12 protein-coding genes and 2 tRNA genes are annotated in these 13,671 nt (G+C 61.1%); 5 read left to right on the top strand and 9 right to left on the bottom strand.

Features of this window, described 5'->3' with window-relative positions:
• Positions 1 to 107: 107 nt before the first annotated feature.
• Positions 108 to 1,892 carry an ABC transporter ATP-binding protein gene (locus tag LJY25_RS05065; protein ID WP_227607152.1) on the top strand — a complete coding sequence of 595 codons (1,785 nt, stop codon included), beginning with the start codon at positions 108 to 110 and terminating at the stop codon, positions 1,890 to 1,892.
• Positions 1,893 to 1,952: 60 nt separating this feature from the next.
• On the opposite strand, the gene LJY25_RS05060 is transcribed toward LJY25_RS05065, so the two are convergent.
• Both LJY25_RS05060 and LJY25_RS05055 read right to left on the bottom strand, forming a co-directional pair.
• Positions 1,953 to 3,092, bottom strand: coding sequence for an NAD(P)/FAD-dependent oxidoreductase (locus LJY25_RS05060; protein ID WP_227607151.1), 1,140 nt, complete (start codon positions 3,090 to 3,092; stop codon positions 1,953 to 1,955).
• A 103-nt stretch (positions 3,093 to 3,195) separates the two neighbouring features.
• Positions 3,196 to 3,696 (bottom strand): T9SS type A sorting domain-containing protein, encoded by a 501-nt coding sequence (locus tag LJY25_RS05055; RefSeq protein WP_227607150.1) that lies wholly within the window; start codon positions 3,694 to 3,696, stop codon positions 3,196 to 3,198.
• 203 nt (positions 3,697 to 3,899) lie between these two features.
• Here LJY25_RS05055 and LJY25_RS05050 point away from each other — a divergent pair.
• The 3 genes from LJY25_RS05050 to LJY25_RS05040 all read left to right on the top strand — a co-directional run bounded on the left by LJY25_RS05050 (position 3,900) and on the right by LJY25_RS05040 (position 5,058).
• Positions 3,900 to 3,973: transfer RNA gene (locus LJY25_RS05050), tRNA-Pro, on the top strand.
• Positions 3,974 to 4,072: 99 nt separating this feature from the next.
• Positions 4,073 to 4,146 (top strand) — tRNA-Pro (locus tag LJY25_RS05045).
• A 183-nt stretch (positions 4,147 to 4,329) separates the two neighbouring features.
• Positions 4,330 to 5,058, top strand: coding sequence for a hypothetical protein (locus LJY25_RS05040; protein ID WP_227607149.1), 729 nt, complete (start codon positions 4,330 to 4,332; stop codon positions 5,056 to 5,058).
• A gap of 56 nt (positions 5,059 to 5,114) precedes the next feature.
• Here the strand turns inward: LJY25_RS05040 and LJY25_RS05035 are convergent, their stop codons facing one another.
• From LJY25_RS05035 to LJY25_RS05015, 5 genes are all read right to left on the bottom strand, one after another.
• Positions 5,115 to 5,639 (bottom strand): GyrI-like domain-containing protein, encoded by a 525-nt coding sequence (locus LJY25_RS05035; RefSeq protein ID WP_227607148.1) that lies wholly within the window; start codon positions 5,637 to 5,639, stop codon positions 5,115 to 5,117.
• A gap of 13 nt (positions 5,640 to 5,652) precedes the next feature.
• Positions 5,653 to 7,371, bottom strand: a complete 1,719-nt coding sequence (locus tag LJY25_RS05030) for an ABC transporter ATP-binding protein (protein WP_227607621.1) — start codon at positions 7,369 to 7,371, stop codon at positions 5,653 to 5,655.
• 197 nt (positions 7,372 to 7,568) lie between these two features.
• Positions 7,569 to 8,363: a tRNA pseudouridine(38-40) synthase TruA gene (gene truA, locus LJY25_RS05025; RefSeq protein ID WP_227607147.1), complete on the bottom strand. Its 795-nt coding sequence runs from the start codon at positions 8,361 to 8,363 to the stop codon at positions 7,569 to 7,571.
• 51 nt (positions 8,364 to 8,414) lie between these two features.
• On the bottom strand, positions 8,415 to 8,960 hold the full coding sequence (locus tag LJY25_RS05020; protein ID WP_227607146.1) for a GNAT family N-acetyltransferase: 546 nt from the start codon (positions 8,958 to 8,960) through the stop codon (positions 8,415 to 8,417).
• 15 nt (positions 8,961 to 8,975) lie between these two features.
• Positions 8,976 to 10,178 carry a thiolase family protein gene (locus tag LJY25_RS05015; RefSeq protein WP_227607145.1) on the bottom strand — a complete coding sequence of 401 codons (1,203 nt, stop codon included), beginning with the start codon at positions 10,176 to 10,178 and terminating at the stop codon, positions 8,976 to 8,978.
• Positions 10,179 to 10,269: 91 nt separating this feature from the next.
• Between LJY25_RS05015 and LJY25_RS05010 the strand changes: the two genes are divergently transcribed.
• On the top strand, positions 10,270 to 10,746 hold the full coding sequence (locus tag LJY25_RS05010) for a DUF4293 domain-containing protein (protein ID WP_227607144.1): 477 nt from the start codon (positions 10,270 to 10,272) through the stop codon (positions 10,744 to 10,746).
• Between the two features lie 70 nt (positions 10,747 to 10,816).
• Here LJY25_RS05010 and LJY25_RS05005 read toward each other — a convergent pair whose 3' ends face one another.
• Positions 10,817 to 11,617, bottom strand: coding sequence for a DUF4476 domain-containing protein (locus tag LJY25_RS05005; protein WP_227607143.1), 801 nt, complete (start codon positions 11,615 to 11,617; stop codon positions 10,817 to 10,819).
• Between the two features lie 194 nt (positions 11,618 to 11,811).
• The gene (locus tag LJY25_RS05000; protein ID WP_227607142.1) at positions 11,812 to 13,659 is read right to left on the bottom strand and encodes an OmpA family protein; all 1,848 of its coding nucleotides are present in this window, start codon (positions 13,657 to 13,659) and stop codon (positions 11,812 to 11,814) included.
• Positions 13,660 to 13,671: the final 12 nt, after the last annotated feature.

Raw genomic sequence — 13,671 nt, 5'->3', positions numbered from 1 at the left:
CCGTTTTTTCCGATTCGCCCGGTTTGCCAGCGGCCCGCAGCCTGCGGCCGAGCTACCTCTTGGGCGCCGCTTCGCGCTCTTTTCCGTCTTCTCCAGCTTCGACTTTCGTGCGCGCACTGCCCTCTACCAACAAGTACCTTTTCCGCTACAAGTGGCATTTCCTGAGCGGGGTGCTGTTCATTGCCCTGGCGACCCTGCTGGCCATCTTCCCGGCCCAGATCGTGCGCTACGCCTTCGACCTCGTCGGGGAAGGCATCGACCTGTACTACCTCTTCGACGGCACCCCGGCCCAGAGCGGGGTCTACGAGCTGTTCGGGCGCAACGTGCTGCTCTACGGTTTGCTGATCGTGGTTATGGCCTTGCTACGGGGCATCTTTCTGTTTTTCATGCGCCAGACCATCATCGTGATGAGCCGGCTGATCGAGAACGACCAGAAAAACGAGATTTACCAGCACTACCAGTCCCTGCCCCTAAGCTTCTACCGCCGCCACAACACCGGCGACCTGATGTCGCGCATTTCTGAGGACGTAGGCCGGGTGCGGATGTACATGGGGCCCGCCATCATGTACTTTATGCAGCTGGTCTTGCTGTTTCTGCTGGTCGTGCCGCTGATGCTGATGGTCAACGTGAAGCTCACCATCTACACGCTGCTGCCGTTGCCCCTGCTGTCGGTCAGCATTTTCTACGTCAACAACCTGATTGAGCGCAAGTCCGACGAGATTCAGAAGTCCCTGGCGGCCATGACGACCTTCGTGCAGGAAGCCTTTTCGGGCATTCGGGTGCTGAAGTCGTTTGTGCGCGAGCAGGACTCCCACCACCAGTTCAGCCTCACGAGCGACACGTACCGGGAAAAGTCGCTGAGTTTGAACTTCGTCAACTCCCTGTTCTTTCCGCTGATTTTGTTTCTGATCGGCCTGAGCACCATCATCACGGTGTGGGTTGGCGGACAGGAGGTTATCCGGGGCACCATCACCACCGGCAGCATTGCCGAGTTTCTGATTTACGTGAACCTGCTGACCTGGCCCGTCACGGCCCTGGGCTGGACGTCCTCGCTGGTGCAGCGCGCCGAGGCTTCCCAGGCCCGGATCAACGAGTTCATGGACCAGAAGACCGACATCGTCTCCCGGCAGAACATCAGCCGGTCGATTGAGGGCGACATCGTGTTCGACCACGTTTCCTTTACCTACCCCGACACCGGCATCCAGGCCCTGCGCGACGTGTCGTTCCGTATCCGGCCGGGGCAGACCCTGGCCATTATCGGCAACACCGGCTCGGGCAAGAGCACCATTGCCGCCCTGCTCTGCCGCCTCTACGACGTGTCGGAAGGCCGCATTCAGGTGGATGGCGTGGACGTGCGGGATTTTTCGCTGTCGAGTCTGCGGGAGCAGATTGGCTACGTGCCCCAGGACGTGTTCCTGTTTTCCGACACCATCCGCAATAATATCAACTTCGGCCTTGACGCCCCCGATGAGGAGCGGATGCTGCAGGCCGCCCGCGACGCCGACGTGTACGAGAACATCATCCGCTTTCCGCAGGGCTTCGATACCAAGGTGGGCGAGCGAGGCATCACGCTGTCGGGGGGGCAGAAGCAGCGCGTCAGCATTGCCCGGGCACTGGTGAAGGAGCCCAAGATCCTGATTCTGGATGACTCCCTTTCCGCCGTCGATACCAAGACCGAAAACGCCATTCTGAACAGCCTGCGGCGCATCATGGCCAACCGCACCAGCCTGATTATCTCCCACCGGGTCAGCTCCGTCAAGCTGGCTGATACCATCCTGGTGCTCGACGACGGCGCCATCGTGCAGCACGGCACTCACGACAAGCTCATGGCCGATCAGGACGGCCTCTACCGTGCCCTCTACGACCGGCAGCTCCAGAGCGAAGAAGCCTGATTATTAATTATTAATTAGTAATGAATAATCGGTTCGACAGACGCAGTAGTGCCTGAAGCATCAATTGCTAATTAACTCTGCGGCTTTACGTCCGCTCAGGGCGCCCATTGCCACGCCCATGCCGTTGCAGCGCATGGCCCCGAAGATGCCCGGTGCGAGGGGCCGGATAATGGGCTCCAGTTCCCGCCCAAAGGCCATGACGCCGCTCCAGCGGTAGTCGATGCGGGGACGCTTACCGGGCAGGATAACGTCAGTGATAAGCTGCTCCAGGGTTTGCTGCACGAGCGAGGTCAGGCCGGGGGCCGTGGTGGCTTCGGCGGCGAAGTCGAGGTGACGCCCCCCGCCGAGCAGCAGCCGGTCACCGACCTGCCGGAAGTAGTAGTAGCCTTTGTCGTAGTGAAACGTGCCGGGCAGATGCAGACCGGGAATCGGCTCGGTGACGAGCACCTGCCCGCGGCCGGGCTGCACGTCCAGCTCCGGAAAGAAGTGGGCGCTGAAGGCATTGGTGGCCAGCAGCACTTTGTCTGCCGTCAGCGAACCAAGCGCCGTAGTCAGACCGACCCCACCAGGCTGACTCTCCAGGGCCATGACGGGGCAGCCGGGCAGCACGATGACGCCTTCCTGCCAGGCCAGCCGCAGCAGGGCCAGCATCATGCGGCCGGTGTCGAGGCAGCCTTCGGCGCGGTTTTCCAGGATGGTTTGCACGTTGCCGAAGTTGAACTCGGCCCGCCGGCTGGTAGCATCCGCGAAGATGCCGGTCGTGCCTATTACATCGGCCAGCAGCTCGTTGTAGTACGGGACTTTCGCCCGGCACTCCTCGGCCAGTTCCCGCTCCGCGTGCTGAAACAGCTCGTAGCCGCCCACGGGCTGGTAGTGCAGTGCCTCGTCGCCGACCAGCTCCCGCAGCAATGCCAGCCCCTGCCACCGGGCCTGTACCACCTGCTGCAGGCCCGCAGCGCCCCCCTTCCGCTCCTGTTCCATCAGCTCCGAGATGCTCCCGAAGCAGGCAAAGCCGGCATTCTTGGTGCTGGCCCCGGTAGGGAGCACGGCGCGCTCCAGCACTACTACCCGGGCCTGGGGCCGAAGCTGCCGTGTGAAGATGGCCGCCGACAGCCCCACAATGCCTCCTCCCACGACCACCACGTCGGCCTCGCGCAGAAAGGTCTGGTGCTCCCAGTAGGAAAAAACGGCGTCACCCATGCCGAAAACTACGCATTACCGCCCAGCTTCCGGAAGCATGCAGCAGAGAAAAGCCCTATTTCCGACCGGAAAGAGGGCTTTTTAGTGGCGAATAAGCCGGAGACTAGCGGCCCAGCACGACCCGCCGGACGCCGATCCGCTCCCCGGAGGTGCAGCGAACCAGGTACGTGCCGGCCGGCACGCGGCTCACGTCAAGCACCACGGGCTTGTTGCCTTTCATTGTGTCGCGGGTCAGCACGGGGTTACCCGAAGCATCGTTGACCTCGACCCGGGTGGGGCCCGGGGCATCGGTGCGCACCGTGAGACGGTTGGTAACGGGGTTGGTGTCCACACTCACCTTCAGGGCATCCGTAGAAGGAGCCGGCGGCGTCATTTTCTCAGTGATAAGGGCTACCGGGACCGGAGCAGCAGGAGTTGCCGCCGCTGCGGGGGCGGCGGGAGCAGCGGGCTTTACCGTAGCGGCGGGCTTAGCGACGGCAGGCTTGGGAACCGGCTTTTTTGCGGCTGCCGGCGCTGCCGCCGGCTTTTTTGGTGCCTGCGCCTGGGCAGGAGCGGTAAGGAGGGCCGCCCCGAGCAGGGCCGGCAGTAAGACGAGTAGTTTCATAGCTTTCACGGCAACAAACGTAGTGGGGCACAGTTCAGTATTCAGGTAAAGATAGAAAGATATGAGGTGTAAGCAGAAGCCGTAAAATCTTTTCTCTTTCTCAACAACTGATAATCAGCGAAAAGGCGACGACAACAGAAATTTATGAGCGCCGGAGTTGCGAAGGTGGAAAGCTTTCGTCTATCTTTGTGGCTCGATTCCATCGGGGTGTAGCGTAGCCTGGTATCGCGCCAGCATGGGGTGCTGGAGGTCGTAGGTTCGAATCCTGCCACTCCGACAGAACAGTTTGCTGTTCGAAAAGCCTCCGGATTTCGGTCCGGGGGCTTTTTTGGGCAGAAACACAAGAATGCCTTTGTGCCCACGAAGCACAAAAACTCGGGGTGTAGCGCAGCCCGGTAGCGCGCTACGTTCGGAACGTAGAGGCCGTAGGTTCGAATCCTGCCACCCCGACACCGGCATTTGTCATAAGCCAAAGCCCGCTGAACGCCTGTTCAGCGGGCTTTGGCTTTTTTTATTGGCCGGCAGTCCACTATTCTCTGCCACCCGCGCGTTGTTCCGGGGCTCAGTAAAGCCCGGGCCCTGCGCCCGCCGGGCTACCTTGCGCCCTCTCTATTCTTTTCCTCTTTCCCCTTTATGAAAAAGATTATCACTGCTGCCGTATTACTCGCGGGTGCCTACCTGCCAGCTCAGGCCCAGATCGGGGCGGGCACCATCCTGCTGGGCGGCAGCCTCGGCTATTCCTCCCAGAAGACGGAAGGCTCGTTGGGCTTTACCAATACCAACGAGTTGCTCTCCAAAGAGAATCGGTTCAGCGCAAGTCCGACGGCCGCTTACTTTCTCGCCGACAACCTGGCCGTAGGAATCAACCTGGGCTACTCCCGGGGCACCACTATTCAGAACTTCTACGCGGTGAGCTTGCCGGGCAGTCCGAATCCATCCGTAAGATTGATTGGTGAGAGCGAACAGGTAAGCCGCAGCTTCAGCGTGGGCCCGATGGCGCGCTACTACAAGTTTGTAGGGGATAAAGCCGCGTTTTTCGGCCAGCTGGGCGGGGGCTACCGCTCGTCCCGCTCCGAAATCACCTCTCCTCCGGGTGTATTCGGCGGCACCAATCAGCTTACAACCGGCTCGGGCTTTTACGGGGTGCTTAGCCCGGGCTTCGCGTTTTTTCCCTCCGACAAGTTTGGTCTGGAAGTATCCCTGTGCGGGCTGGGCTACCAGCGCCTGAATCAGGAAACCAACTACATTGCTCCCTCTACCCCGGAGCCCAACCCGCGCAAGTCCACGCTTAGCACCTTCGACGCCGGCCTGGGCCTGAGCAGCCTGCAGCTGGGCGCCGCCTTTTACCTGGGCCGCAAATAAGCCTACCCAGCCCGATGCTTTACAAGAAAGGCCCTGCTCATGTGCAGGGCCTTTTGCTATTCTACATCAACCCGCAGCTCCGAGTCGTCACCGGTCGTGAACCGCTCGAAGTACACGTTGCGGGCTTTCAGCTTCTGCTGCTCCACGGCTTTCTTGGCGGCCGGGTAGAGCTTGTTGGGCGCCAGCAGGTAGCTTACCTTCTTCAGGCTCACCTGCACCACGCGCCGGCCGGCGGGCAGGATGCGGTACTGGCAGCCCGCGGGCAGGGGCGCCAGCGTATCGGCTACGGCCAGGCCGACAAAGGCGTGCACGGTGTCCTCAGCCCGCTCAGGGTTGTTGTAGTAGATGTTGGCCAAGTCGCCGCGGAGCTTGCCGCTGTCCTGCAGCTCCTTGGCCCGGCGAAACAGCTGCCCGAACTCGTCGCTCTGGGCCGAGCCCTGGTAGGCGTAGCCGGCCAGGATGTCGGGCCGGGGCGTGCGCAGCACCTGCACCTGCGGGGCCTGAAAGCCCCCGAGGTAGGCGTAGCCGGCCGTGCCGCCAATGGCGAGCAGAAGGACAAATAACAGGATCCAACGGTTCATAAGGCAGGCGAAGCTATTCGGTGGCGGGTTTCAGGGCGTCCTTGTACTGCATCTGGTACAAGTTCTGATACAGGCCGCCGTGGCGCAGCAACTCGTCATGGGTGCCGCTTTCCTTAATTTCGCCCCGGTCGAGCACCAGGATGCGGTCGGCTTTCTGGATGGTGCTCAGGCGGTGCGCAATGACGAGAGAGGTGCGACCCTGCATCAGCTTTTCAATGGCCTGCTGAATCAGCTCCTCGGTTTCGGAGTCGACCGAGGAGGTGGCCTCATCCAGAATGATGATACGGGGCTGGTAGACCATGGCCCGCACAAAGGAAATCAGCTGGCGCTGCCCGACCGACAGCGTAGCGCCCCGCTCCATCACCTGGTAGTGCAGGCCGCCGGGCAGCCGCTCGATAAAGCGCCGGGCGCCCACCAGCTCGGCGGCCTCCCAGATTTGCTCCTCGGTGATGTCCTTGCTGCCCAGGGTGATGTTGTCGGCAATAGAGCCGGCAAACAGAAACACGTCCTGCAGCACCACCCCAATGTGGCGGCGCAGCTCCTTGAGGTCGTACTCGCGCAGATCGTGCCCATCGACGCGGATAGTGCCCTTGTTGATTTCGTAGAAGCGGCTGAGCAGGTTGATAATCGAGGTTTTGCCGGCTCCGGTAGCGCCTACGAAGGCAATGGTCTGCCCGGGCTGCACGGCAAAGCTGATGTCGCGCAGCACGTACTCCTCGTCGTTGTAGGCAAACCAGACACGGTCGAACTCTACTTCGCCCCGCACCTCGGCCGGGGCGTAGGTGCCGTTGTCGGCAATCAGCTCCTTGCTGTCGAGCAGCTTGAGCAGGCGCTCGGTGCTGACCAGGCCCAGCTGCAGGGTATTGAACCGGTCGGCAATCTGGCGGATGGGCCGAAAAAACAACGCGTTGTACATGATAAAGGCAATCAGGGCGCCTTTTGAGATGGTGCCCTCAATCTGACCCTGGGCGGCGTACCACACCAGCAGCCCCACGCCGATGGCCGCCAGCACTTCGGCTACCGGGAAGTACACTGAATAGTACAGCACCGAGCGGATGTTGGCCCGGGTGTGCTCTTGGTTGATAGCCTCAAACTTGCGGAACTCCCGTTCCTCGTTATTGAAGATCTGCACCACGTTCATACCGGTCAGGTGCTCCTGCACAAACGAGTTGAGGTTAGCTACTGCCGTGCGCACCTGCTGAAACGAGGCTTTCACCTTTTCCTTGAACACGTAGGTGCTGATAAGCAGAGGTGGCACTACGGCCAGACTCACCAGCGTCAGGCGCCAGTCAATCCAGAACATGAACGTGACGATGAACACCAGCTGCAGAATGTCGCCAATCATGGCCGCCAGTCCCTCGCTGAACACGTCGGACAGGGTTTCTACGTCGGAGATGTTGCGGGTTACCAGCACCCCGATGGGCGTGTTGTCGAAGAACTTCAGCCGTAGATTCAGAATGTGCCGGTACAGGTCCACGCGGATGTCGCGCACAATGTACTGGCCCAGCCAGCCCCCAAAGTAGGTCTGCAGGTAGCTGACCAGGGCGTGGGCCACCAGCAGCACCAGCAGCAGGGCAAACATCTTGTTGAGCCCCATCCAGTCGCCCTGCTCGATGCTCACGTCGACCATGCGCTGAATCAGGAAAGGGCGTAGCGTACCCAATACGGCCGTGGCCAGGGTCAGGAAGATGAGGAAGTAAAATACCCGCCGGTAGGGCCGCACATACGCCATCAGGCGGCTGAGCACCTGCCAGTCGAAGATATTCCCGGTATTGGCGGCTTTGGGGGCGGTAGTAGCTTGCTCCACAATAGAAATTTAGGCAATTCGGGCGTCAGCCAACCTGCTGAGCATACCACAGCAAAGGTCAGGAACTGGAATCAGGTAACCCCGCTCACCCCTGCAAGGTTACGGACGGCCGGAACTGCGCTTCAGACAGCCGCCGCAAAATACGGCATTCCGGCCGGGAGCAGGTGGGCAGGCACCAGTTCCGCGGGGTACTCCACCCGGCACAGAAACAAGCCCTGAGCCGGGGCAGCGCCGCTGGCCGCAATCCGGCTTTGCGAGGCCAGAATGTCCTGAAACTGAGCTACTGTTAGCTTACCGCGCCCCACGGAAAGCAGCGTACCCACCACGAGCCGCACCATGCCCCGCACGAAACGGTTTGCCCGGATACGGAACACCAGCCCACCCGGCACGGTCCGCCAGCCCGCCTCGTACACCACGCATACATAGTGCTGCTCGGCGCCCTTTACCTTGGAAAAGCTGGTAAAGTCCCGGGAGCCCAGCAGCGTCGCCGCGGCTTCGTTCATGGCCGCTACATCCGGGGCCCGGTCCAGGTAGATAACGTGATTAACGCCAAACGGGTCGGGCAGCAGGCTCACGTGGTATTCGTAGGTGCGCGCCTCGGCGTCGAAGCGGGCATTGGCCTTGGCGTGCACTTCGTGCAGCACGAAAGCGGCAATGTCCGGCGGCAAAGCCCGGTTCAGCCGGTACAGCAGCGTGTGGTGGTCGAGGTGCTCAGGCAGCGTGGCGTCGAAGTGGGCGACCTGGTGGCTCGCGTGCACGCCCGTGTCGGTGCGGCCACTGCCGAGTGTGTATACCGGCTGGCGCAGCACCTGGGTAAGGCAGCGGTTCAGCTCCTGCTGTACGGTCAGCACGGCGGGCTGAATCTGCCAGCCGTGAAACCGGGTGCCGTCATACGCCAGGTGTAGAAAGTAACGCACTGCAGGTAGTTTAGATGAAAAAATGGAGGTAGCTGAAGCGAATAAGGAAGCTTATCCTTTCAGCCGGGCGTAAAGCAGGGAGTCCATGGTGCGTCCGCCTTTGGTAACGCTGTTGCGCAGCCGGCCTTCCAGCTCGAAGCCGGCTTTGGTCAGCACCGCCTTCGAGGCCGGGTTCGAGGCAAAAACGCCGGCATAAATCCGAACCAAGTCGAAATGAGCAAAGGCGTAGCTGCACAGCGCCTGCACCGCTGCCGTCGCAATGCCCCGCCCCCACTGCTGCCGGCCCAGCCAATAGCCGATTTCGGCGCTCCGGCGGTACACGTCGGCCTGAAACAGCACGCTGATGCTGCCGCAGGCTTCCCCGTCGACTTCAATGGCCAGGTGCAGGTCCGGTGAATCCGGCTCCGACACAAACCCGATGTACCACTCCGCGTCGGCCGGACTGTAAGGGTGCGGGAAAACGTCACGCAGGTTTTCAGCAATGCCGGCGTCGTTGGCATGATGCGCCAACACCGGGGTATCGGCGGGCTGCCAGGGCCGCAGCCGCGCCCCGGCCACTGCCAGATCCAGCGTAGGACGAAGCAGGTTCTGGAACACGGCTGCGGTTCGGGCTTAAAGCTTTTCGTAGATGGTAGCGGCACCTTGCCCTACACCCACGCACATCGTGACAAGGCCATAGCGGGCATTGTCGCGGCGCTGCATCTCGTGCAGCATCGTAGCCGTGAGGCGCGAGCCGCTGGCGCCCAGCGGGTGGCCCAGGGCAATGGAGCCGCCGTTCACGTTCAGCTTATCAGGGTCCACCTCCAGGTCGCGCATACAGGCAATGGCCTGCGCGGCAAAGGCTTCGTTGAGCTCAACCAGGTCCATGTCCTGCATGGTCAGGCCAGCCCGCTGCAGCACTTTCTGAGTGGCCGGAATCGGACCCAGGCCCATCAAAGCCGGGTCCACGCCCGCCACCGCCGAGGCCACAATCCGGGCCATTGGCTTCAGGTTGTAGCGCTTTAGGGCTTCCTCGCTTACGACCAGCACGGCCGCGGCCCCATCGTTGATGCCGGCGGAATTACCGGCCGTAACCGTGCCGTCGGGCATGAGGAAGGCCGGGCGCAGGGTGCCCAGCTTCTCCACGCTCGAAAGGCGGGGGTGCTCATCGGTATCAAACAGGGCCGTATCGCCTTTCGGCTGAGGCACAAATACCGGCACAATCTCGCGGCGAAACCGTCCTTTCTCGAACGCCTTCTGGTACTTGCGCTGCGAATGAAAGGCAAATTCGTCCTGCTCCAGGCGGGTGATGCCGTACTTGCGGGCCACGTTCTCGGCTGTTTCGCCCATCGAGTACGGGTGGTGCATCTTCGCCAGCCGCGGGTTCACGAAACGCCAGCCCAGCGTGGTGTCGTGAGCGGTAAAGTCGCGGGCAAACGCCGTTTCGGACTTCGACATCACGAACGGGGCGCGGGTCATGCTTTCGGCACCCCCGGCAAGATAAACGTCGCCTTCCCCACTACGCACGGCGCGGGCGGCGTCCATGATGCTCTGCAGCCCCGAGGCGCAGAGGCGGTTTACGGTGTTGCCGGGCACCGATACGGGCAGACCAGCCAGCAGCGCCGCCATCCGGGCCACGTTGCGGTTGTCTTCGCCGGCCTGGTTGGCAGCCCCGATGATGACGTCCTCGATGGCTTCTTTATCGACGGTGGGGTTGCGGCGCATCAGCTCGCGCAGGACGTGCGCGGCCATGTCGTCGGGACGGACGCTGCTCAGGGACCCGCCAAACTTGGCAATGGGGGTGCGCACGGCGTCTACGATATAGGCAGTTGACATTGAGTTGTGAATGCGGTTATTCCGGTTGTTGTTGGCTACTTTTGCGGCCCTACCGCCCAATGGCGGTACTTCAACCTGCTAAACCACAAAGATGATACAAAGAATTCAAAGCGTGTTTCTGCTTTTGCTCGCCCTGGCCATGATCAGCGTGGCTTTCCTGCCCATCTGGTCCAAGCTCGACCCGCTCACCGGGGAGCACCTGCACCTTACCGCCTTCCAGTTGCTGCGCGGCACCGGCACCGCGGCCGGGCAGCAGGTGCAGCTCACTTGGCCCATCGGGGCCCTGGCTATTGCCTCGTCGCTGGTGGCACTGTATGAGATATTCCAGTTTCGGAACCGCTTTCTGCAGCTCAAGCTGGGCCTCGTCAACCTGTTCCTGATTGTGGCCACGCTGGGGTCGAGCTTTTACTACTCGAACCTGGCTGAGCCTATGCTCAACATCAAGGTACCCGGCGAGTTTGAGGCAGGCTTTTACCTGCCCACGCTGGCCTTGCTGCTGAACGTGCTGGCGAACCGCTTTATCCGCCGCGACGAGCAGCTGGTACGCTCCATGGACCGCCTTCGCTAAGCTATAGTACAGGCAAAATAAGGGCGCCGGCAATCAGCCGGCGCCCTTATTTTTTAAGATGACCTGCGTGCTAATTGGCTCCCGTCGCGCGCTGTATCTCCTGGATGCTGGACTGAAAGCTGAACACGTCGTAAATCCGGTAGAAGTTCTGCTGGTCGGCTACGTGCTGATAGGCATACTTCGCCAGCTCTACCCGCTTGTTCTCAAAGCTGAAGCTGGTCAGTAGGCGGCGCAGGTCGTCGGTCCGGATAGCCGTCTGGCTAAGGGCTTGCCGGGCAATGCTTAGGCGGGTATCGTCAAAGGGTGTGTTGTTGATGGTGCGCAGCAGGGCATCCACGTCCTGAGGCGCCATCACCCGATAGCTCTCTGCGTTTGGGTATGCGTTGCCGTACGCATCATTGGCGCTGCCATTGTAGCTGCCATTATCAAGGTATCCGCCGTTAGGCGCAGGCTCATAGGCTCCGTAGCCGCGATCCATACCATTCTGGTACCCGCGTCCATACCCGGGGCCGTAGCCATTACCCCGACCATAGCGGATCGGTACGGCCGATACCTTCTGCAGCGCTGGTGGGTAACCCGGCCGCAACAGCAGCACAAAGCTTGATTCCAGACCCGGATCCAGAAAGATGCGGGTACGAAAGCTGAGGGGCCGGCCATAGGCGCCCGGCACGCGAAACTCGGCCCAGTGAAAGCCGGGCGCAAGCCGGTCGAGGTGCACCTGCCGGGCCACACCCCGGGTCAGGGGCTGGCCGTCAAAGAAAAGCTGAAAGGGAATGCCCCGCTCGGAGGCGAAGTTGGCGTTGGCGGGCGCGGCAGCCAGCTGGAAAGCCAGCAGCAGCAGCGTACAGCAGAAAAGTAAAGCCTTGTTCATGGCGCTTAGCAGAAATAGCCGAAGGCGGTAATTCCACCTTTAACTCCGCTAAAGCCAATGATTGTGCCATTTTTTGGCATGAACCGGGCTGACTAAACGAGCCGCAACAGTGTGCTCAGCTCCTGGCTGAGAGGCACGAAAAAGCCCCCTGCATCCGGGGGCGCAGGGGGCTTTTTCACTAGCAGGTATACCGACTACTCGGCAATCTTGGTAACCTTGAATTCCGTGCGACGGTTTTTCTGGTACTGATCTTCCGTCTTGGCAGTCTTGATTACGGGTTTGGTTTCGCCGTAGCCCTTGGCCGTGATGCGTGCCTTGTCAACACCCTTCGATACGATGTAGTCAACAGCCGACTGCGCGCGTTTCTGCGACAGCGTCATGTTGTAGGCATCCTTACCGCGGGAGTCGGTGTGGGAGCTCAGCTCAATGGTGATCTTGGGGTTGTCGTTCAGGGTCTCTACCAGCTTGTCGAGCTCAACTGCGGCATCCGGGCGGATGTCCCACTTGTTGTAGTCGTAGAAGATGTTTTCCATTACGATGGCCTTGTTCTTCACGATCTTGGTCAGGGAGAGCTTCACCGGCATGCGGATGTCGTTCATCTCATTGGCCAACTGATCCTGGGCCGGGGTTTTGCCCACTGTGCTCAGCGTGGTCCGGGCTGTGAAGTAACCGTCGCGGTCAGCCAGCAGGGTGTAGTTGGAAGCCGAGTCGAGCTTGATGCTGAACTTACCTTCGGCATCTGTCGTCACGTCCATCTTCTGGCCTTTGCTGCCCTGGATGCTAACCGTTTCGTTGGCCAGGGGCAGGGTTTCGCCGGTCTTCTCATTGCGCTCCACTACCGTACCGTCGGCGAAGAACGTGACAAGCTTGAGCGGCTTGCGACGGAACATGTACAGGTCGTCGCTGCCCTTGCCGCCGCTGCGGTTCGAGGAGAATACGCCGGCATCCTTGGCCGTAAAGTAAGGCGCGAAGTCGTCGCCGTTGCTGTTGATAGGCGTACCGAGGTTTTTCACCTTGCCTTTTTCCACCGCGAAGATGTCGAGCTTGCCCAGGCCAGGGTGCCCGTCGGAGGAGAAGTACAGCGTGCCGTCGGGAGCCACGGCGGGGAAGTTCTCGTTGCCGGCGGTGTTCACGTCGCTGCCGAGGTTTTCGGCGGGCGAGAAGCGGCCGTTGGCACCGAGCGTAGCCTTGTACAGGTCGTTGCCGCCCTGTCCGCCCTTACGGCCGGAGGCGAAGTACAGCGTCTGCCCGTCGAGCGAGAACACCGGCGAAAAGTCGTCGGCCGTGCGGTCGTTTACGTTGATCAGCGCCGGCTCGGTCCAGGCACCTGCCTTGAAGTAGGAAGCCCAGAGGTCTACGCTGAGGTAGCCCTTTTTCGAGCCGTTGTTGGAACGGGCAAACACCATCATCTTGCCATCGGGCGAGTAGGTGGCGCTGGCTTCGTGCTTGTCTTCGCTGTTGAAGATGGGGTCGAGCTTGCGTACGGTACCACCGGTCATCTTCGCCATGTCGTCGAACTTCACGGCAAAGAGGTCGTTCAGGCCTTCGCCGTTGCCGGCGTACTTCTTGCCTTCCCGGCCGGAAGCAAACACCAGCTCTTTGGTGTCGGGCATGATGGTGGAGCTGAACTCGGCAGCGGGCGTGTTGACCTGGTCAAGCGCCGTTACCTCGTTGTTGCTGCGCATAGCCATTACCTGGGTGGCGGCACGGGCGTTGCGCGCTTCCATCTCAGCGCGGGCAGCCAGGGTGCGGTTGCCGCCCGACTGCGTATAGGTTTCCAGCTGGGTAGCCGCTTCATCGAACTTGCCGTTGGCTTTGAGGGCCAGGCCGTAGTAGAAGCCCGCATCCGCATTCTTCACCCCACCGTCCAGCGCAGCCTTGTAGTAGCCCTCCGCCTGCTCGATCCGGTTGGAAAGCCGGTAGGCCTCGGCTACGCGGTAGTTGGACTGGGCCGTGTTCTTGCCTTTGGCTACATCAGCCTTATACAGCTCGATAGCTGTTTCGTATTCGCCACGAGCGAAGCGCTTATCAGCTTTGCTCATGCTGCCCGAAGC

It is taken from the genome of Hymenobacter translucens (assembly GCF_020685205.1).
GTDB lineage: Bacteria > Bacteroidota > Bacteroidia > Cytophagales > Hymenobacteraceae > Hymenobacter > Hymenobacter translucens.
Note: the sequence above shows the minus strand (reverse complement) of the source record. Positions and strands in the feature narration are given on the sequence as shown.